The sequence below is a fragment of the Crossiella sp. S99.2 genome (assembly GCF_023094165.1).
Classification (GTDB): domain Bacteria; phylum Actinomycetota; class Actinomycetes; order Mycobacteriales; family Pseudonocardiaceae; genus Crossiella.
This window is the reverse complement of sequence record NZ_JALMDK010000005.1, coordinates 239,913-259,282: the sequence shown is the minus strand read 5'-3', so window position 1 is coordinate 259,282 and position 19,370 is coordinate 239,913. Positions and strand designations below refer to the sequence as shown.

14 protein-coding genes and 1 pseudogene are annotated in these 19,370 nt (G+C 71.3%); 8 read left to right on the top strand and 7 right to left on the bottom strand.

Going from position 1 to position 19,370, the window contains the following annotated elements; translation table 11 throughout:
• Position 1 precedes the first annotated feature (1 nt).
• The 3 genes from MZC64_RS20930 to MZC64_RS20920 are packed head-to-tail and all read left to right on the top strand — an operon-like array spanning position 2 to position 4,408.
• Positions 2-1,099, top strand: a complete 1,098-nt coding sequence (locus MZC64_RS20930; protein WP_247758678.1) for an alpha/beta hydrolase — start codon at positions 2-4, stop codon at positions 1,097-1,099.
• A gap of 1 nt (position 1,100) precedes the next feature.
• Complete coding sequence (locus tag MZC64_RS20925) at positions 1,101-3,473, top strand: FAD-dependent oxidoreductase (protein ID WP_247758679.1); 2,373 nt, start codon at positions 1,101-1,103, stop codon at positions 3,471-3,473.
• Entirely contained in the window at positions 3,470-4,408 is a 939-nt protein-coding gene (locus MZC64_RS20920) for a patatin-like phospholipase family protein (RefSeq protein ID WP_247758680.1), read from the top strand. The genes MZC64_RS20925 and MZC64_RS20920 overlap by 4 nt, the downstream gene beginning before the upstream one ends.
• 119 nt (positions 4,409-4,527) lie before the next feature.
• On the opposite strand, the pseudogene MZC64_RS20915 reads toward MZC64_RS20920, so the two are convergent.
• Together MZC64_RS20915 and MZC64_RS20910 are read right to left on the bottom strand one after the other, a co-directional pair.
• Positions 4,528-5,007 (bottom strand): annotated as a pseudogene (locus MZC64_RS20915) (DedA family protein); the annotation flags it as partial.
• Complete coding sequence (locus MZC64_RS20910; RefSeq protein ID WP_247758681.1) at positions 5,004-5,621, bottom strand: methyltransferase domain-containing protein; 618 nt, start codon at positions 5,619-5,621, stop codon at positions 5,004-5,006. The gene MZC64_RS20910 and the pseudogene MZC64_RS20915, both read right to left, overlap by 4 nt.
• A gap of 82 nt (positions 5,622-5,703) precedes the next feature.
• Between MZC64_RS20910 and MZC64_RS20905 the strand changes: the two genes are divergently transcribed.
• The gene (locus tag MZC64_RS20905) at positions 5,704-7,056 is read left to right on the top strand and encodes a CoA transferase (protein WP_247758682.1); all 1,353 of its coding nucleotides are present in this window, start codon (positions 5,704-5,706) and stop codon (positions 7,054-7,056) included.
• Positions 7,057-7,075: 19 nt separating this feature from the next.
• Here MZC64_RS20905 and MZC64_RS20900 read toward each other — a convergent pair whose 3' ends face one another.
• A complete protein-coding gene (locus tag MZC64_RS20900; protein ID WP_247758683.1) occupies positions 7,076-7,936 on the bottom strand; it encodes a class I SAM-dependent methyltransferase in 861 nt (286 codons plus the stop codon).
• Positions 7,937-8,028: 92 nt separating this feature from the next.
• Positions 8,029-9,501 carry a PucR family transcriptional regulator gene (locus MZC64_RS20895; protein ID WP_247758684.1) on the bottom strand — a complete coding sequence of 491 codons (1,473 nt, stop codon included), beginning with the start codon at positions 9,499-9,501 and terminating at the stop codon, positions 8,029-8,031.
• Between the two features lie 133 nt (positions 9,502-9,634).
• Here MZC64_RS20895 and MZC64_RS20890 point away from each other — a divergent pair, with 133 nt between their 5' ends.
• From MZC64_RS20890 to MZC64_RS20875, 4 genes are all read left to right on the top strand, one after another.
• Positions 9,635-11,074, top strand: a complete 1,440-nt coding sequence (locus MZC64_RS20890) for a sodium:solute symporter (protein WP_247758685.1) — start codon at positions 9,635-9,637, stop codon at positions 11,072-11,074.
• Positions 11,071-12,147: an agmatinase gene (speB, locus tag MZC64_RS20885; protein WP_247758686.1), complete on the top strand. Its 1,077-nt coding sequence runs from the start codon at positions 11,071-11,073 to the stop codon at positions 12,145-12,147. The genes MZC64_RS20890 and speB overlap by 4 nt, the downstream gene beginning before the upstream one ends.
• Positions 12,144-13,328 carry a pyridoxal phosphate-dependent aminotransferase gene (locus MZC64_RS20880; RefSeq protein WP_247758687.1) on the top strand — a complete coding sequence of 395 codons (1,185 nt, stop codon included), beginning with the start codon at positions 12,144-12,146 and terminating at the stop codon, positions 13,326-13,328. The genes speB and MZC64_RS20880 overlap by 4 nt, the downstream gene beginning before the upstream one ends.
• A 234-nt stretch (positions 13,329-13,562) precedes the next feature.
• Positions 13,563-14,282: a PadR family transcriptional regulator gene (locus MZC64_RS20875; protein ID WP_247758688.1), complete on the top strand. Its 720-nt coding sequence runs from the start codon at positions 13,563-13,565 to the stop codon at positions 14,280-14,282.
• Between the two features lie 360 nt (positions 14,283-14,642).
• On the opposite strand, the gene MZC64_RS20870 is transcribed toward MZC64_RS20875, so the two are convergent.
• The 3 genes from MZC64_RS20870 to MZC64_RS20860 form a co-directional block, all read right to left on the bottom strand.
• A complete protein-coding gene (locus MZC64_RS20870) occupies positions 14,643-15,617 on the bottom strand; it encodes an aldo/keto reductase (protein ID WP_247758689.1) in 975 nt (324 codons plus the stop codon).
• Between the two features lie 33 nt (positions 15,618-15,650).
• A complete protein-coding gene (locus MZC64_RS20865) occupies positions 15,651-16,925 on the bottom strand; it encodes a glycosyltransferase (protein WP_247758690.1) in 1,275 nt (424 codons plus the stop codon).
• Positions 16,926-18,195: 1,270 nt separating this feature from the next.
• A complete protein-coding gene (locus MZC64_RS20860) occupies positions 18,196-19,239 on the bottom strand; it encodes an aldo/keto reductase (protein WP_247758691.1) in 1,044 nt (347 codons plus the stop codon).
• Positions 19,240-19,370 lie beyond the last annotated feature (131 nt).

The following is a 19,370-nucleotide window of genomic DNA, read 5'->3' as shown; positions in this document are numbered from 1 at the left end:
CATGAAACGCGAGATCCCGCTGTACACGCTCGACGGCGTGCGCGACGCGGACGTGTCCACGCACCCGTTCACCACCGAGGACGGCCTCGGCCTCAGCATGCTGCGATTCCGGCGCGCGGAGAGCCAGGACGTCGTGCTGCTCATCCCCGGACTGACCCAGTCCAGCGACATGTACATCATGCCCGAGCACCGCAACCTGGTCAGTTACCTGCTGGACAACGGCTACGGCGACGTGTGGACGCTGGACAGCCGGCTCAGCAACCGGCACCCGTACAACCAGGGCATGCACCGCTACACCCTCGACGACGTGGCGCACTGGGACAACGCCGCGGCGATCGAGACCATCCGCAAGGCGATCGGCCCTGACCGCAGGCTGCACGTCATCTCGCACTGCCTCGGCGCGGTGTCCTTCCTGATGAGCCTGTTCGGCGGGGTGGTCGACGGCATCACCAGCGTGGTGGCCAACAGCGTCGCGCTCACCCCGAACCTGCCGACCTACTCCGCGGCCAAGATCGCCGTCGAGCCAGAGCTGTTCGAGTACGTGCTGGGCTTTGAGTACATGGACCCGCGCTGGGGCGACGCGCCGCGGTTCACCCGGCCGTGGCTGGCCGCGAAGGTCATCTCGGCGATGCACCGCGAATGCGATGTGTCCGCCTGCCACATCCTGAGCCACCTGTGGGGAGCGGGCTGGCCGGCGATGTACCGGCACGAGAACCTGCTGGAGGTCACCCACCGCAGGCTGGGCGACCTGTGCGGCGGCAGCGGGATGAACTACTACCGGCACGTCCGCAAGATGTACCTGGCCGGGCGCGCGGTGAAGTACGACGTCAAGGACGAGCGGCACGAGGAACTGCCCAACGACTACCTGGGCAACGCGGCCAGTGTGGACACCCCGATCCTGCTGACCACCGGCGATGCCAACAAGGTCTTCGGCGACTCCAACGAGATCTGCTACCGCAAGCTGGAGAAGATGACGCCGGGGCGGCACGAGTTCCGCATCCTGCCCGGCTACGGCCACCTGGACCCGTTCATCGGTGAGCACGCCGATATGGACGTCTTCCCGCACCTGCTCGACTTCATCAAGCGACAGGCCGGCTGAGATGGCCGAACACGTCGACGTCGTGGTGGTCGGAACCGGATTCGGCGGTTCCGTCAGCGCCTATCGACTAGCCGAGGCGGGCAAGTCGGTGGTGGTGCTGGAGCGCGGCCGGAAATACCCGCCCGGCTCCTTCGCCCGCTCCCCCGCGGAGATGCGCAACAACTTCTGGGACCCGGCGCGGCGCCAGTACGGGCTGTTCGACGTGTGGAGCTTCCGCGGTTTCGCCTCGGTGGTCTCCGCCGGGGTCGGCGGCGGCTCGCTGATCTACGCCAACGTGCTCAAGCGCAAGGACGAGAACTGGTTCGTGCACGACGAGCCGTTGCGCGGCGGCGGCTACGAGACCTGGCCGATCAGCCGGGCCGAACTGGACCCGCACTACGACGCGGTGGAACGGATGCTGACCCCGGCGCCGTACCCGCTGGACCACCCGGATTTCTCGGATATGCCGAGGACGAAGGCCATGCGCGAGGCGGCGACCGCGCTCGGCCTGGAGTTCGAACGACCGCCGCTGGCAGTCCGGTTCGCGGCTCGGCCAGGGGGCGAGCCGGGAACCGGGCTGCCGATCGAGGAGGCGGGTTACGGCAACCTGCACGGGGAGCAGCGCCGGACCTGCCGGTTGTGCGGCGAGTGCAACATCGGCTGCAACGACGGCGCCAAGAACAGCCTGGACCACACCTACCTGTCCGCGGCGCAGCACTACGACGCCGACATCAGGGACATGTGCGAGGTGCGGTTGATCCGCCCGCTGCCGGGCGGCGGCTACGAGGTGGGCTACCGGGAGCACCAGCCGGACGGGGTCACCAAGGCGCGCACCATCAGCTGCGACCGGCTGGTGCTGGGCGCCGGCACCTTCGGCACCCTGCACCTGCTGCTGCGCAACCGGCCGCGGCTGCCGCGACTGAGCCGGGCCCTGGGCACCCGGTTCACCGGCAACGGCGACCTGCTCACCTTCCTGCTCAAGGCCAAGGACCGCGACGGGGTGCGCGATCTGGAGGCCAACCGCGGACCGGTGATCACCAGCGCGATCCGGGTGCCGGACGCGGTGGACGGGGAGGGCATCACCGGGCGCGGGCACTACATCCAGGACGCGGGCTACCCGAGCTTCGTGGCCTGGCTGGTGGAGGCGGCCAACGCGCCCAGCCAGCTCAACCGGATCTTCGGGTTCGCGGCCAAGCGGCTGCTCAACGCGATCGACCGGTCGCCGAGCACCTCGCTCTCGCACGACCTGTCCGAACTGCTCGACGACGGGGTGTTCACCGAGAGTTCGGTGCCGCTGCTGGGCATGGGCCGGGACGTGCCGGACGGGGTGGTCCGGATGCGCGAGGGCTGGCTGGACGTCGACTGGACCACCGAGACCAGCGAGGAGTACTTCAGCGGGGTGCGCGCCACCATGCGCGGGGTGTCCGAGGTGCTGGGCGGGGAGTACCGGGACAACCCGATGTGGCTGACCAAGCGGATCATCACCGTGCACCCGCTGGGCGGGGCGCCGATGGGGCAGCACTCCGGCGAGGGCCTGTGCGATCCCTACGGCGAGGTGTACGGATACCCGGGGCTCTACGTCGCCGACGGCTCGGCCATGCCGGGCCCAGTTGGCCCGAACCCCTCCATGACCATCGCGGCCTGGGCGGACCGCCTCTGTGATCGGCTCCTCGGGGGAGGGGAGTCCGACTGTGGATCGACGGTCGAGCCCATGGACCCGCACTGTTCGGAGGGAGCGGTGCGGGTCACCGAGGAGCCGGCCGGCCGAGGGGGGCCGGCCGGCTCCGCCGGGTTGTCCTTCACCGAGGAGATGACCGGTTCCTTCGCCCTCGGCGAGACCGAACCCAGGCAGGGCGAGCTGGTCGGACGGCGGGATGAGCGCGGGCTCTCCTTCCGCCTCACCATCGCCATCGAGGACCTGGACCGGTTCCTGGACGACCCGAGTCACCTGGCCAAGGCCACCGGCTGGCTGCACTGCGACGACCTGGGCGGCCGGCTCGCGGTGCCCTTCGGCCGGTTCAACCTGCTGGTGCCGGGCTCGGCCACGGACACCCGGCACATGTACTACCGGCTGCACCTGGACGACCTGGCCGGCAACCCGCTGACCCTGACCGGGCACAAGGATCTGCACGACGACGCGGGCCCTGACCTGTGGTCGGACACCACCACGCTGTACGTGCGGATGTACTCCGGGCACGTCTACGAGGACGACGAGCCGGGCGAGCCGATCGGCGCGGGCGTGCTGCACATCCGCAAGCGGGACTTCCTCCAGCAGCTCACCACGATCCGGGCCACCGGGCCGGATCCGCTGGGATCGGTGGAGCGGTTCGGCCGGATGTTCCTGGGCAGGTTGTGGGAGATCTACGGCCCGCGCGGACCCGAGGACGAGGAATGAGCGGCGGACTGGCGCTGGTGCTCTCCGGCGGCGGGGCGCAGGCGGCCTACTTCGGCGCGGGGGTGGCGCAGGGGCTGGCCGAGCTGGGGCGCACGCCGCGGATTTACTCCGGGACCTCGGCGGGCGCGCTGAACATCGGGCTGCTGGCCGGCGGGATGACACCGGACGCGCTGACCCACCTGTGGGCCGAGCTGGGTTCTTCCGACGTCTACCGTTTCCGCGCCGACCTGTACCGGCTGCTGCGGCCCTGGCAACTGCTGCGGCTGGCCGGTGATCCGGTGGGCAACGCGCTGGGCGTGATCGGCTGGACCTGGCTGCTGGACACCTCCCCCGCGCGCAAGACCCTGGCCAAGGTGCTCGACGGCGACCGGCTGTCCATCCGGGAGGACGTGGTGGCGGTGGTCTCCGCGGTGGAGCACGCCACCGGACTGGTCACCCGGTTCACCAACACGCTGCCGCCGGAGCACCGCCGTACCGACCGGTACCGGCAGGTCGAGCTGACCGTGGACCACCTGCTGGCCAGTGCGGCCGCGCCGGTGCTGTTCCCGCCGGTGGAGATCGACGGGGTGGAGTACACCGACGCCGGACTGGTCGCGAACACGCCGCTGTCCCCCGCGCTGGCCTACGAGCCGGACACGGTGGTGGTGGCCGCCTCCTCCCGGCGACAGGCCACGGACCGGCCGGACTCACTGGATGAGGCGCTCGGGCTGCTCTTCGCCAACGTGGCGCGGTTCGCGGTGGAGCAGGACTTCCGGCACGCGCAGACGGTCAACGAACTCGCCAAGACCGGGGCGACCGAGAAACGTCAGGTGGAGCTGGTGCTGGTGGAGCCCAGCGCGGACTTCAGCATCTCCGGGTTCGTCCGGTTCTCCCCGGACACCGCCCGCGCGGTCGCCGAACACGGCCGGTCCAGAGCCCTCGAACTGCTCGGCTGACGCCGCCGCCAGGCCAGCACCAGCGCTACCAGCACCAACACCCCGAGCAGACCGAGGCTGACCCAGCTGGACACGGTGGCCACCAGCTCGTAGGAACGGCCAGCGGCCCAGCCGACGAGCACCCACAGCGCGCCCCACACCGGCGCGACCGGCACGTTCCACCGGGCGAAGCGGTGATAGGGCAACCCGGCCATGCCGGCCAGCCGCGGCACCAGGGTGCGCGCGCCGACCACCCACTGGCCCAGCAGCACGGCCCGTTCGCCGAAATCGCCGACCAGACCGCTGATCCACTGCCAGCGGCGCGGCCCGATCCGGCGGACCGTCCAGCTCCGCGGCAGATCACCGGTGCCGCCGAGGCTGCGGCCACGCCAGTAGGCCAGCTGCGAGCCGATCAGCGCCGCCGCGCCCGCGGTGATCATCGCGGGGGCCAGTGGCACCGCGCCGAGCTGGGTGAGGAAACCGAAGACGAGCAACGCGCTGGCCCCGGGCAGGATCACGCCGATGACCAGCGCGGCCTCGGCGATGAGCAGCAGCCCGACCGCCAGGCAGATCAGCAGCGGCGGGAGCCCGCTCAGATGCTCCCGCAGCAGCTCGATCATGTCTTCGGGCGCCGGCACACGTAGGTGATGGCAGGCGGCACGTTGCGCCAGACCACCCGGGTGAGCAGCACCTCGTCGAAGACTGATTCGAGCAGGTAGCGGAACTTGCGCGCGCCGACCATGCCGAGCGCGTGCACGTAGGCGAAGGTGGTGAACACCCCGGTCTGGCCGATGCCGTCGGCGACGTGGCCGATGATCTGCCGCTGCACCTGCTCCGGGATCAGCACCCAGGGCAGGCCGGAGACGACCGCGTCCACCGAACCGGGTTCGCCGTGACCGCGGTCGGCGAGCACCTTGTCCAGGTCGGCCGCGTTGGCGTTGACCACCTCGATCGCCGGGTAGGCCGACTGCACGTGCTGGGCCAGGTCCTGCTCCAGCTCGATGGCCAGGTAGCGGCCCCGGCCACCCAACCGCGCCTCGATCGCGCCGCTGACCGCACCGGTCCCGGCGCCCAGCTCGACCACCAGCGGCTCACCCTGGCCGGGCACGACCGAGGCGAGCCGGGCCGCCAGCGCCGGGGAACTGGGCACGACCGCGCCGATGAGGCTCGGCTGGCGCAGGACCGCGGAGACGAACACGGCCAGCGAGTTACGTGGTGGGGGTGCGGATGTCACCCGACCAGACTGCCTTATCAGCCGGGTGTGATGTGCACGGGGATGTCCGATCTCAGGGCTTTTTCAGGGCTAGCGTCGATTCATGAACGCTCTCCAACAGGTGTGGGGCGCGATCGGCGGCAGGCCCGCCGACCTGACCTCGGTCACCGTGACCAGCCCGGACGAGATCCTCCCGTCGATCTTCAAGGTGACCGGGGCCGCCACCGCGGCGGTGGCGGCGAGCACGCTGGCCGCGGCCAGGTTGTGGCACACCCGTAGTGGTCCGGCCCCCGAGGTGGTGGTGGACGGCCGGGCCGCGGTGACCGCGTTCCGCAGCGAGCGCTACCTGCGGGTGGACGGCGTGGCGCCGCCGGTGTGGGGGCCGCTGTCCGGGGACTACCCGACCGCGGACGGCTGGGTGCGGCTGCACGCCAACTACCCGGCGCACTACCGGGCGGTGCTGCGCGCGCTGGCGGTGCCCGAGTCCGCGGCGGCCCGCACGCTGCGCACCGCCTCAGCGGTGGCGGTGGAGGAGGCGGTGCTGGCCGCCGGTGGCGCGGCCGCCGCCCAGCGCAGCCGCAGCGAGTGGCTGGCCACGCCGCAGGCCCGAGCACTGGCCAAGGTGCCGCTGGTGGCGCTGACCAGCCGTTTCGACACCCCGCGCCGTCCGCTGGGCCCGGCGCGGCGGCCGCTGTCCGGGGTGCGGGTGCTCGATATGACCAGGGTGATCGCCGGACCGGTCGCCGGGCGCACGCTCGCCGCGCACGGCGCGGACGTGCTGCGGGTGGGCGCCGACCACCTGGAGCTGGTGGACGCGCTGGTGGTGGACACCGGTTTTGGCAAACGCTTCTGCCACCTGGACCTGCGCACCCCGGCCGGCCGGGACAGCCTGCGGGCGCTCATCCGGCAGGCCGATGTGCTGCTCCAGGCGTTCCGGCCCGGCGCGCTGGCCCAGCTCGGGCTGGGAGTGGAGGACTGCGCCGCGCTGAACCCCGGCCTGGTGACCGTGTCCATCAGCGCCTACGGCCAGGCCGGTCCGTGGTCGGGGCGGCGCGGGTTCGACAGCCTGGTGCAGGTGGCCACCGGGTTCACCCACGAGACGGCCACCGCCGCCGAGTCCGCCGTCCCGGTGCCGCTGCCCGCGCAACTGCTCGACCACGCCACCGGCCACCTCGCCGCGCTGGCCGCGATCGAAGGGCTGCGCCGCCGCGCCCAGCACGGCGGCTCCTGGCACGCCGAGGTCTCCCTGGCCCGCACCGGCGCCTGGCTGGACGGGCTGGGCCGGATCGACGGGCTCGGCCTGCCGAAGGTCGAGGTCACCGACCTGCTGACCGAGACGGACACCCCGTTCGGCCGGGTCCGGCACGTGCGCCCGGCAGGCACGATCGCCGGTCAGTCGCCGTACTGGGCGACCCCGCCGCACCGGCCGGGCGCGGATCCCGCCGCCTTCGACTGAGATCGGTCCGCGGGCTGGATCAGTCCGCGAGCAACCGGTCCAGCGGCTGCGCGGCCACATCGCCCGCGGGCCGGGACAGGTACAGGTCGGTGTGGAAGTAGCCGGTGGACTCCTTGTCCCGCACCGGGATTCCCGCGGAGGTCAGCGCGCTCACGGTGGTTCTGGCCTCCTCGGGGGAGGCGAACCGGCGCTGCCGGAAGGTCCGGCCGGGCAGTTTCTCGGTGACCAGCCCGTGCTTGCCGAGGACCTCGGCGATGTGCTGGTAGGCCACCCCGCGCAGCACGAACGCAGCCACCCATGGCGGTCGGCGCACGCAGTCGAGCAACCGCTGGAAGGTCCGGTGGGTGATGTAGCCGACCCCGCCGGTCACGGTGACCATGCTGGTGTCGGCGACCGCGGCGCGCAGGGCGGCACTGGGTTCGGCGCTTTCCAGGTCCTCGCCGAAGCCCTCGTCGAGCATGCCCGCGGTGCGGGCGTAGGCGACCGCGCGGGCCGAACGGTCGATGCCGACCGTGCGCGGGGCCTTGGCACGCCGACGGCCGTGGAAGAACCGGCGGTCCCGCGCGGCGAGGTCCCCGGTGGAGTCCGCCTCGGCCTGCGCGTAGCGCACGTACAGGTCGTCGAGCACCAGATCGTGCCGCAGCAGGGCGGTGTTGATCCCGTAGGAGCAACAGAGATCGGTCACCGTGGCCTCGGCCGACGGTCTGGGGCCCACCTCCAGCAGTCTGCGGAAGACCCGCTGGGCGTGGTGCGGGATCTGGTACTCCAACGTGCCCAGCGTGCTGAAGTAGGCACGCGGGTCCCGCTGTTCGTAGATATGGTCGAAACTGGCCTTCCCGGCCAGGAGTTTTCCGTTGGTTCCGGCCTCACGGGCTACCACTCGGGCTCCTTCGATGACCTCGGACACCGCTGTCTCCTAGCCGAAACTAGTGGGTGAAACACCCAGAGAACCGGCCCTGACCAGGAGAAACCTCACGTTTGAGCAGGCCGGTCTTCGGGTAGCCACCGCAGGGCCAGCCACAGTTCGGCGCGGATGTCCGGGTCCTGCGGATCGCAGCCGAGCAGTTTCGCCGCGGTGGCCACCCGGTGCCGCACGGTGTTGCGGTGCACGCCCAGCACCACCGCCGCGGTCTCCCAGTTGCCGCCCCCGGCCAGCCAGGCCCGCAACGTCTCGACCAGCGACGCGGGGTGTCCGGACAGCGGCGCCAGCCGGGCCAGGGCGAACTCCGCCGCCTCCGCCTGGGGCACCAGCCCGTCCACTCCGGCGCGCGGCGACTCGGTGATCGAGTGGCCCTGCGCCACCGCCTGCCGCAGCAACCGCTCCACCCGCCGCGCCGCGCCCGGCAGCTCGGCCCAGCGCACCGGCGCGCTCACCGCGACCAGCCAGCGCGGATCCGCCGCCAGCGGGCACGGCCCGGTCGCCGGGACCAGCGCCCGCACCCCGCCGTCGGCGAGCAGTCCGGCCAGCGGGGTGCCCAGCCGGGTGGCCACCTCGGCGCGGTCGATCTCCCCTGCGGCCCCGGCCCGCCGCGCCCGCACCACCTGCCACGCACCCCCGGCGGGCACCCCGGCGGCGGCCGCGACATGGGTCTCCACCTCGGCCGCCGGGCCGTCGAGCACCAGCGCGAGCAGCGCCGTCACCGACTCCGCCACCGGCGCGGGCAGCCGGTCCGCCCCGCTCAGCACGGTCAGCAGGGCCACCCCGACCTCCAGGATCGCCCGGTCCGCGGTGAAGAAGGCCGGTTCCCTGCCCGCGACCAGCACCCGGTCGGTCCGGCCCAGCGCCAGGGCCACCACCTGGCCACCGTCCCGGTGCGCGGTCGCCGAGGACGGCCCGCCCGGCGCCAGCAACCGCGCGGCGAGTTCCTCCACTTCACCGGCGTCCGCGGGCACCGCTCCCCCGCTGCTCAGCCGGTGCCGGGCGTCCACCAGCACCGCCCACCCGCCCAGTGCCGCCCCGAGCTGCCGGACCACCGCGGCCACCCCGTCCGGCCGGGCCGCCGCCCTGGTCAGCGCGGCCTGCGCGACCGAGATCCGGTGCTGCCCGGCCCGTTCCTGCGCGGCCAGCATCAACGAGACGACCTGGCTGATCACCAGGAACGAGGTCCGGCTGGGCACCAGCAGCAGCGGCAACCCGTGTCGCTGACACGCGGTCAGCAGATCCGGCGGCACCTCGTCGTGCACCGGGGTCACCCCGAACCCGAGCCCCGCCGCGCCCGCCGCGACCAGCCGCCGCACGTAGCGGTGGATCTCCACCCGCGAGTCCGGGAAGTCCACGCCCGCGGTCAGCAGCAGTTCGCCGCCGGTGAGGTAGAGCCCGGGATCCGGCAGCTCGCAGATGTGCACCCAGCGGATGGTCCGGTCCGCCCGCGGCCCGCTGAGCTGGGTCAGCCCCAGATCGGCCCGGCCGAGCAGCTCGTGCAGACCAATGGTCACCGTGGCCATGCCGCGACCTCCCCGCTACTGGACGAAACATCCTGGACTGTCGCATCCATTGTGCGAATCATCCACTTCGCAGCAGGTCGGCGGATCCCTACGGTCCTACCAACCTGGTTCCACTCGCGGCGAAGGAGGACCGGTGACGATCGACTCGGCGGTGATGATCACCTACCTGGTGGCCATGGTGGTCATCGGCTGGTGGGCGGCCCGACGGGCCAAGAACAAGAGCGAGTTCCTGGTCGCGGGCCGACGGCTCGGCTACGTCATGTACTCCGGGACCATGTCCGCGGTGGTGCTCGGCGGCGCGTCCACGGTCGGCGGCATCGGGCTCGGCTACCAGTTCGGGCTGTCCGGGGCGTGGATGGTGCTGACCATCGGTCTCGGCGTGCTCGGCCTGAGCCTGGTCTTCGCCGCCCGGATCACCCGGCTCAAGGTCTACACGGTCAGCGAGATGCTGGACCTGCGCTACGGCGGCAAGGCCGCGCCGGTCTCGGGCGTGGTCATGTGGGCCTATTCGCTGATGCTGATGGCCACCTCGACTATCGCCTGCGCCACCATCTTCGGCGTGCTGTTCGGGATGTCGCACATCCCGTCGGTGCTGCTGGGCGGCGGCATCGTGGTGCTGTACTCGGTGCTCGGCGGCATGTGGTCGATCACCGCCACCGACATCGTGCAGTTCGTGGTCAAGAGCGTCGGCATCCTGCTGGTGCTGCTGCCCGCCGCGATCATCAAGGCGGGCGGTTTCAGCGCGATGGCGGCGAAGCTGGAGCCGCAGTTCTTCTCGCTGTGGACCATCGGCGGCGACAACATCTTCAAGTACGTGCTGCTGTACTTCTTCGGCCTGCTCATCGGCCAGGACATCTGGCAGCGGGTCTTCACCGCCCGCGATGACAAGGTCGCCCGCGTCGGCGGCACCTTCTCCGGCATCTACTGCCTGGTCTACGCCTTCGCCGGCGCCCTCATCGGCACCGCCACCAAGGCCCTCTACCCGGCTCTGGAATCCAGGGACCGCGCCTTCGCCACCATCGTCACCGAGGCCCTGCCGGTCGGGCTCAAGGGTCTGGTCCTGGCCGCGGCGCTGGCCGCGGTCATGTCCACCGCCAGCGGCGCCCTCATCGCCTGCGCCACCGTCGCCGGCAACGACCTGTGGCCCCGGCTGCGCCGCAACCCCACAGCAGGCGACGACCTGCGCACCACCCGGCTGTTCACCCTGGTCCTGGGCCTGCTCGGGGTGGCCATCGCCTGCCTGGTCTCCGACGTGGTCACGGCCTTGGACGTCGCCTACAACCTCCTGGTGGGTGGCCTACTCGTCCCCATCCTCGGCGGCCTGGTCTGGCGCAGAGCCACCCGCACCGGCGCCCTGGCCGCGATGACCCTGGGCGGCCTCACCGTCGTCGGCTGCATGGCCTACTTCGGCCTCTCCGCCCAGGAACCGATCTACCTCGGTCTGCTCGTCGGCCTGATCAGCTTCGTCACGGTCAGCCTGCTCACCCCACCGGACGACCCGGCCCGACTGGCCGCCTGGACCCGCAGACTCGCCGGCGAGGACAACCCAGCCAAACCGGTGCCAACCCCATGACCGCCCCCGCACCGGCCGGAGCCGCCAGCAGCCCAGCCGTCCCCGGCGCGCCAACTGTGCCCGATCCCTCCGCCACCCGCGGTTCATCCACCACCCTCGGCTCATCCACCACCCTCGGCTCATCCACCACCCTCGGCCCGGTCGACGCGGCCCAGGTCCCCCGTTTCGCGGGCTGGCCCACCTTCGCCCGGCTGCCCCGCCGCGACGAGGTCGGCCACTGCGACATCGGCATCCTCGGCTTCCCCTTCGACGCGGGCGCCTCCTACCGCCCCGGCGCCCGCTTCGGCCCGGCCGCGATCCGCGAGGGCAGCCGCCTGCTCCGCCCCTACCACCCCGGCCTGGCGATCTCCCCCTTCGCCGGCGCCCAGGTCGCCGACTGCGGGGACGTCGTCGCCAACCCGTTCGACATCCCCGAGGCCCTGGCCCAGATGACCGCCGCGACCACCGCCCTGGTGGCCACCGGCGCCACCCCGGTCGCTCTCGGCGGCGACCACACCGTCGCGCTGCCCATGCTGCGCGCGGTCGCCGGCAGGCACGGACCAGTGGCCCTGCTGCACTTCGACGCGCACCTGGACACCTGGGACAGCTATTTCGGCGCCGCGCACACCCACGGCACCGTGTTCCGCCGCGCTGCCGACGAGGGCCTGCTCGACACCTCCCGGCTCACCCACGTCGGCATCCGCGGCCCGCTCTACGGTCCCGGCGACCTGGCCGCCGACGCGGCGCTCGGCTTCCAGGTGGTCACCTCGATGGACCTGGAGGAGACCAGCGCCCGCGAGATCGCGGCCCGCATCGCCGCCCGAATCGGCGACGCCCCGCTCTACATCTCGGTGGACATCGACGTGCTCGACCCGGCGCACGCCCCCGGCACCGGCACCCCGGAGGCGGGCGGGCTGACCAGCCGGGAGTTGCTCGGCATCCTGCGCGGCCTGGCGGGTTGTCACCTGGTCGGCGCGGACGTGGTGGAGGTCAGCCCGGCCTACGACCACGCCGAACTGACCGCGATCGCCGCCGCGCACACCGCCTATGAACTGATCAGTCTCATCGCGATGCACAAGGAGAAGAACCCGTGATCACTCGGGTCAGCAGCAAGGTCGCCTCGTTCACCGAGTCGGTGATCCGGGAGATGACCCGGTTGGCCACCGCGCACGACGCGGTGAACCTGTCCCAGGGCCTGCCCGACTTCGCCTGCCCGCCGGAGTTGAAGCAGGCGGTCAAGGACGCGGTGGACGCCGACCTGAACCAGTACCCGATCACCTATGGCGAGGCCGGGCTGCGCGCGGCCATCGCCACCAAGACCGCCTGGGCCTACCCGGGCTGGCAGGTCGACCCGGAGACCGAGATCTGCGTGACCTGCGGCGCCACCGAAGCCATGGTCGCCACCATGCTCGCCCTGGTCGAACCGGGCGATGAGGTGATCATGTTCGAGCCGCACTACGAGAACTACGGCCCGGACGCGGTACTCGCCGGCGCCACCCCGCGGTTCGTCTCGCTGCACCGCCCGGACTGGTCCATCGACGAGGCCGAACTGCGCGCCGCGTTCACCGAGCGCACCAGGGCCATCGTGGTGAACACCCCGCACAACCCGACCGGCAAGGTGTTCAGCCGCGCCGAGCTGGAACTGATCGCCGAACTGTGCCAGCGACACGACGTCCTGTGCATCACCGACGAGATCTACGAGCACATCCACTTCCTCGGCGACGGCGGCCACATCCCGCCGGCCACCGTGCCGGGGCTGGCCGACCGCACGATCACCATCAACAGCGTGTCCAAGACCTACGCGGTCACCGGCTGGCGGGTCGGCTGGACCATCGCCCCGGCCTGGGCCACCAAGGCGATCCGCACCGTGCACGACTTCCTCACCGTCGGCGCGCCCACCCCGTTGCAGGCGGCCTCGGTGACCGCGCTCGGCCTGCCGCCGACGTACTACACCGGCCTGGCCGCGCACTACCGCGAGCTGCGGGACCTGCTCTGCCCGGCGCTGACCGAGATCGGCTTCCGGCTGCACGTGCCAGACGGCGCCTACTACGTGCTGTGCGGCACCGAGGATCTCGACCCCGCCGGCCACGACATCGAGTTCGCCCGCCGCCTGGTCACCGAACTGGGCGTGGCCGTGGTCCCGGGCTCGTCCTTCTACGCCAACCCCGAGGAGGGCCGCAAGCTCATCCGCTTCGCCTTCCCCAAACGTCCCGACACCCTGCACAGCGCCATCGACCGCCTGCGCGCCCTGCACCGTGTCCCAGCCAACACCTAGCCTCTGAGCTGCACAAACACGGCGGGTCCCGGTCCAGGGGCCCGCCGTTTCGCTGTTCGAACCCAAGTCATGGTTGCGTCTCTGACTGTTCGCGATATATCGTGAACACATCGACGACACGATCAGCGTGTCGCGACTGTTCAAGGAGAGATCGCTATGACTGCCCATGCAGCAGCTTTCGGCCCCTGGTTCGGCGGCCCCCGCACGCGGCGGACGCCATGGACCATGTTGGGCATGCACAACGACACCGGCGAAGGCCGCGGCGAGCGCGGTGACCGTGAGGATCGCGGCGACCGCGACCGCCGAGGCGACCGCGAGGAGCGCGGCCACCGGCGCGGCGGCCCCCGCGAGCGCGGCCACGGCGGCCGAGGCCGAGGCGGCCACCGCCACTTCTGGGGCTGGACCCCGGACCGAGGACCGGGCGGCCCGCGCCACGGCGTACCGTTCCCGCCCATGCCCCCCGGATTCGGCGGCCCCGGCAGCGGCTGGCAGCGCCCCAAGGTCGGTCGCGGCGACGTCCGGGCAGCGGTGCTGCTCGTACTGGTCGACGGGCCGACCCACGGCTACCAGCTCATCGCCGACATCACCGAACGCAGTGACGGTTTCTGGCGCCCCAGCCCCGGCTCGATCTACCCGGTGCTCAAGCAGCTCACCGAGGAAGGCCTGGTCGTCTCGGAGAAGGAGGGTGGCCGCCAGATGGTCGAACTGACCGACGCCGGCCGCGCCTACGTCGCTGAGAACGAGGCCGGACTGGCCGTGGTCTGGGACACCGTCAGCGGCGGAGTCGACACCACCGTGGTCGAACTCCAGGAGCTACTCGGCCAGGTCCACCAGGCCGCCCTCCAGGTCGCCGCCGCGGGCACCCCGGAGCAGACCGCCCGAGCCCGCCAACTCCTCGCCGAGGTCCGCCGAAATCTGTACCGGATCCTCGCCGAAGAGGACGAGCAGCAGTGACCGGCACGGCAGGGGCGTGACCGAACTCCGGTCACGCCCCACGCCGCCGCCCACGCCGCCGGCCCAACACGGCTGCGCCCGGCCACGCGATGCCCCGCGACGCGTCACCCGGCATCGCGTCACCCGGGCTTCGCATCAGCCAGACCACAAGACCGGCTCGCGCGACCGATCCCCAGAACCGTGTCGCACCAACAGGTTCACCCCACCCGGCGCACACCGCCTCGCGCGGAGCAACCGGCGCGAAGCGCAGAGCAACCGATGCCGGACAAGCGGTTCGCCGTGACAGGCCCGCGCACCCCAGTGGCGCATCGCCCAGCCTGACCCGCACAGCCCCGCTGCACCCGGCCGAAGTCGCCGGAGTCAGCAGGCCGCGGCCAGCCGGCCCAACTGGTCCACGCTCAGTTCCAACTCCGCCGCGGCCAGTGACTCCTCCAGCTGCGCCACCGAGCTGACCCCCAGCACTGGCACCACCAACGGGTTGCCGTGCAACAGCCACGCCAGCACCACCTGGTTCACTGTGGCGCCCAGCTCGGCGGCCACGGCCTGGAGCACGGCGATCTTGCGCTGGGTGCCCGGGTGGTCGTAGTGCTCGTGCAGCGGCCGGTCCGGCCGGGTGTAGGCCCCGAACAGCAACGTCGTGTACGCGGTCAGCACCAGGTTGTCCTCGGTGCGCACGTAGTCCAGCAGTTCATCGCTGGCCTGGACATGTCCGGCCTGGGGCAGCCTGATGTCCGGCCGCGGCCGGAGGTAGCTGTGCCGGAACTGCAGCACGCCATAAGGCGCGAGCCCGTCCTGCTTCGCGAGTTCCCGCGCGCGGTCGATCCGCCAGGTCGGGTGGTTGCTGCAGCCGGGCACCCGTACCTTGCCCTGCGCGACGGCCTTGCCGAACGCGCCGACCGTCTCGGCCAGCGGCACCGAGCGGTCCTCCATGTGCGCGTAGTACACGTCCAGGTGGTCAGTGCCCAGCCGACGCAGACTGTTGTCGAGCTGGGTGCTGATCACCTCGGCGGACAGGCCCTCCGCGTTGTCCGGGAACGCCCCTGGCTTGGCCGGGTCCGGCAGCGCGCCCACCTTGGACGCCAGCACCACCTCGGACCGGTTTCCCCTGGTGCGCAACCAATCGCCGAGCAGGTTCTCGCTCTCGTCACCCTTTCCGTTCTCGGTCCAGAACACGTAGTTGTTCGCGGAGTCGATGAAGTTCCCGCCGGCCTCGACGAACCGGTCGAGGATGGCGAAGGAGGTGTCCCGGTCCACTGAAGACCCGAACGGCAACGCGCCAAGGCACAACACGCTGGCCCGCGGTCCGTCCGGGCCGCCAAGGGTGATCTTTCGCATGCGCCGAGCCTGTCGGCTGGAGCGCGCTCCAGGTCAACCCTTGCGCGACACGAGTTTTTCCAGCAACGCCACCGCGGCCTCCGCTCCAGGCTCGGCGTTCACCAGCCTGCCGAGCCGCTCCGCACGCCGTGCCATCGCCGCGTCGGTGGCGGCCAGGTGGATCGCCTCGGCCAGCGCGGCCGTGGTCAGCGTGCGCTGCGGGATCGGCGGCGGCGCCACCCCGAGCTGATGCATCCGCCGTGCCCACTGCGGTTGGTCCACCCCGAACGGACAGGTCACCTGTGGCCGTCCAGCCGCGACGGCCGCGGCGCTGGTGCCGCCGCCACCGTGGTGCACCACCGCCGACACCCTGGGGAACAGCCAGTCGAACGGCACGTGCTCGGCCTGGAAGACCTCCGCGGGCAGTTCGTCCGCCTGCAAACCGCCCCACCCGGACACCAGCACCGCCCGCACGCCCGCCAGCCGCACCGCGTCCAGGACGGTGCGCGCCGAGCGCCGCGGATCGCCGCCGACAGTGCTGCCGAAGGTCACGCACACCGGCGGTGAACCGGCGTCCAGGAACTCCACCAGCGCTCGCGGCGGCGCCCAGTCCGTGGCCGCGGGCAGGAACCAGTAACCCATGCTGTGCACGGAATCCGGCCAGTCCGGCGCGGGCGGGAACACGTGTGGGCTGAACGCGTGCAGCACCGTCGTGTGCCTGCCGTCCGGCTGGCGCAGCGGGTCGTGCGCTCCCCGGCGCCGAGGCAGGCCGAGCACCTGCTCCCGCCACCGGTCGGTCGGTCCGGACAGCAGTCGGCCGGACCAGGCGAGCAGTGTGTAGGTGAACCGGTTGAACGCCGGTGGCAGCCAGTCCGGCACCGAGATCAGCGAACAGGGGAACGCATCCGTCGGCACGTAGGAAGGTTGCGGCGAGGCCAGCACTGACGGAACTCGAAGCTTCTCCGCGATGTGCTGCCCAGCCGTGATCGGGTGATGCACCACCAGGTCGGGCCCGAACGCCGCGGCCGCCCAGCTGTCCTCGAGCACAGCGGTCGCCGCGTCCTCGCCGCGCCGGAGGGCTTCGAGCCAGGCCACCCCGGACTGCAGCGCGCCGCCTTCACGCGAAGCCCGGAGGTCCGCGCTGTCGGCCAGCTCAACAAGGGCATCACTGATCGGCGCAAAAGGCAAATCGTGCTCGCCGACGTAGGACTCGAAGCGGGCGGGCGCGGCCAGCACCACCTTGTGACCAGCGCGATCGAGGGCGCGGCCGAGCGCGACAAAAGGCTGGATGTCCCCCAGCGAGCCATAGGCGAGCAGCAGCACGTTCATCGTCGTTGCCCCGTTTGCGCGTCGTCGTTCCGTCAATGCGACGAACACAATCGGTTGCCACCTCCTGTCCGGTACCCCCCAAAGTAGGAGTCCGACCCAAGTTCACGTACTCGAAACCACCAGACGTCACTGATAGTGCGGCCAATTCCGCAAGACCCTGGCGGCGGTATCCCACGGTCGTGGGAACTCGCTACGTTTGGCCAGGACTTGGTCGAAACCTCCCCTCGGAGGCGCTACTGTGCATGGCGAGGACGTTCCCTGGTGGCCAGGTATCTTCCGTCCTCTGCTGCATCGCGTGGCTCCTGATGCCGACCAGCTGCAGGTGACCCGAGAGCTCCGGGTCTGGTTCGCGTTGTGCAACTCCCCCGCCGTGCCGCCGAACCGGAGGCGGGCCGAGTACGCAGCCCGGTATTGCCCCGCGTGTGTGCGATCCACGCCCAGGTTCCGCCATGTCAACCAGAATCAGGAGGTCCCCACACCCATATCCCCACCAGGCCACCACCCCCAGCCCGACCCGTCTCACCCCGGTCATCCCCACCGCGGCACGCACCCGCAGTCGAGTCGATTCCTTTCAGGCCAACCTCGGCGCGGCAGGCCCGGCCCTCGCTGAACCAGCCCACAGCGGCCAGGCGCGGCACAGCTTCCGGACGTCATCGAGCAAGTCCGGAGGCCAGCCAAGCCGGAGAACCCATCCCGCTGGTTCGGCAGGCCCGCCGGGGCATCGGCGCACTGGACCGTCCGAGCAGGTCCAGTTGTCAGCCGGCTCCGGCTACCAGCCAGGCACGTTGCCCGGCAGGCACGCAGTGCTGTCAGGCGCCCAGTCCTGTTAGGCACCCAGTCCTGTCAGGCGCACAGTGCGGCCGCGGTCAGGGCTCGGGTCCGAGGTGAGGCAACAAGGGCTCCGGCCAGGCCAGGCAGGACGACATGTCCGCGCCGGGTCAGCCAAGCCAGGTCCCCGCGGCCGGCACCCCATCAATCCAGGCACTGAGCCGGCCTAGGACGGCTCAGCCGCCAGATCGTCCGGGGCGCGAACCGCGAGGACTGCCCAGCAAGCCCCTGCGGGTTGAGGCATGGTCGCGACTGCCTCAGCTCGGCCGGCGGCTTCCGCTGGACCGCACGGGCCAGCACGGGAGCGGATCCATCCCGTGTTGCCCGAGCGGCCCCAGTGGAAGCCGACCGGACGGGGGTTGGGCCAAGGCTGGCACGGCACTGCCCGATCTGGCCGGTGCGGGTCTGTCCCCCGGCGCGTGGTCCTCGCCGCGCGCCGGGGTCAGACCGCGGCCCTGGTCTCCCGTGGACGGCGGCGCTGAGTCAGGTCGGTGATGCCCGGCGGCTGGTAGAAGCTGTCGTCGGGGTTCAGGACCGTGCCTGGCGGGACCAGTTCGTCGATGCGGTTCAGCACCTCGTCCTCGAGCACGGTGTCCTTGCCCGCCAACAGGTCCGCGAGCTGCTCCGGGGTGCGCGGGCCGATGATCGCCGAGGTCACCGCGGGGTGGGACAGCACGAACGCCACGGCGAGGTGGGCCAGCGAATGGCCCGAGTCCGCGGCGAGTTTGAGCAGTTGTTCGATCACGGCGTACTTCCGCGCGTTGGCGGGGATCGCCGGGTGGAACATCTGCTGCTGCACCGGGTGCGCGCCTTCGGGCAGTTGGTAGCCGGGCCGGTAGCGGCCGGTGAGCCAGCCCCGGTTGAGCGGGCCCCAGGTCAGCACGCCCATTCCATAGCGAGCGCAGGTCGGCAGAACGGAGGTTTCGGCTGCACGGTTGAAAATCGAATAGGGCGGTTGCTCGGTGCGCACCCGGACATGGCCGCGCCGTTCCGACTCCCACTGCATTTCCACGATGAGTTCGGCCGGGAAGGTCGAGGTGCCCACCGCGCGAATCTTGCCGGAGCGCACCAGATCCGACAGTGCCCCCAGGGTTTCGTCCAGGGCGGTGTCCTCGTCGGGTCGGTGTAGCTGGTACAGGTCCAGGTGGTCGGTGCCGAGTCGGCGGAGGCTGTCCTCCACGGCGCGGACCAGCCACCGCCGGGAGCCGCCGCGCCGGTTGGCGTCCTCGCCCATCGGCAGGTGCGCCTTGCTGGCCACGACGATGTCGTCGCGACGGCCCTTGAGGGCCTTGCCGAGGATTTCCTCGGACTCGCCGTTGGAGTAGACGTCGGCGGTGTCCACGAAGTTGATTCCCGCGTCGAACGCGGTGTGGATCATTCGCACCGATTCGTCGTGGTCGGCGTTGCCCATGGCGCCGAACATCATCGCGCCGAGACAGTAGGGGCTGACCTTGATTCCGGTGCCGCCGAGGGTGCGCAGCCGCATGTCTTGTGTCCCTCAGTTTGTGGTGGGATAGCGGATCTGCTCGACCCGAGACATCACCGTATCGGCTTAACGTGAATACACAACACCCATGTTGCGTATTCACGGAGAGATGCGACGGCTGGGTATCGTCT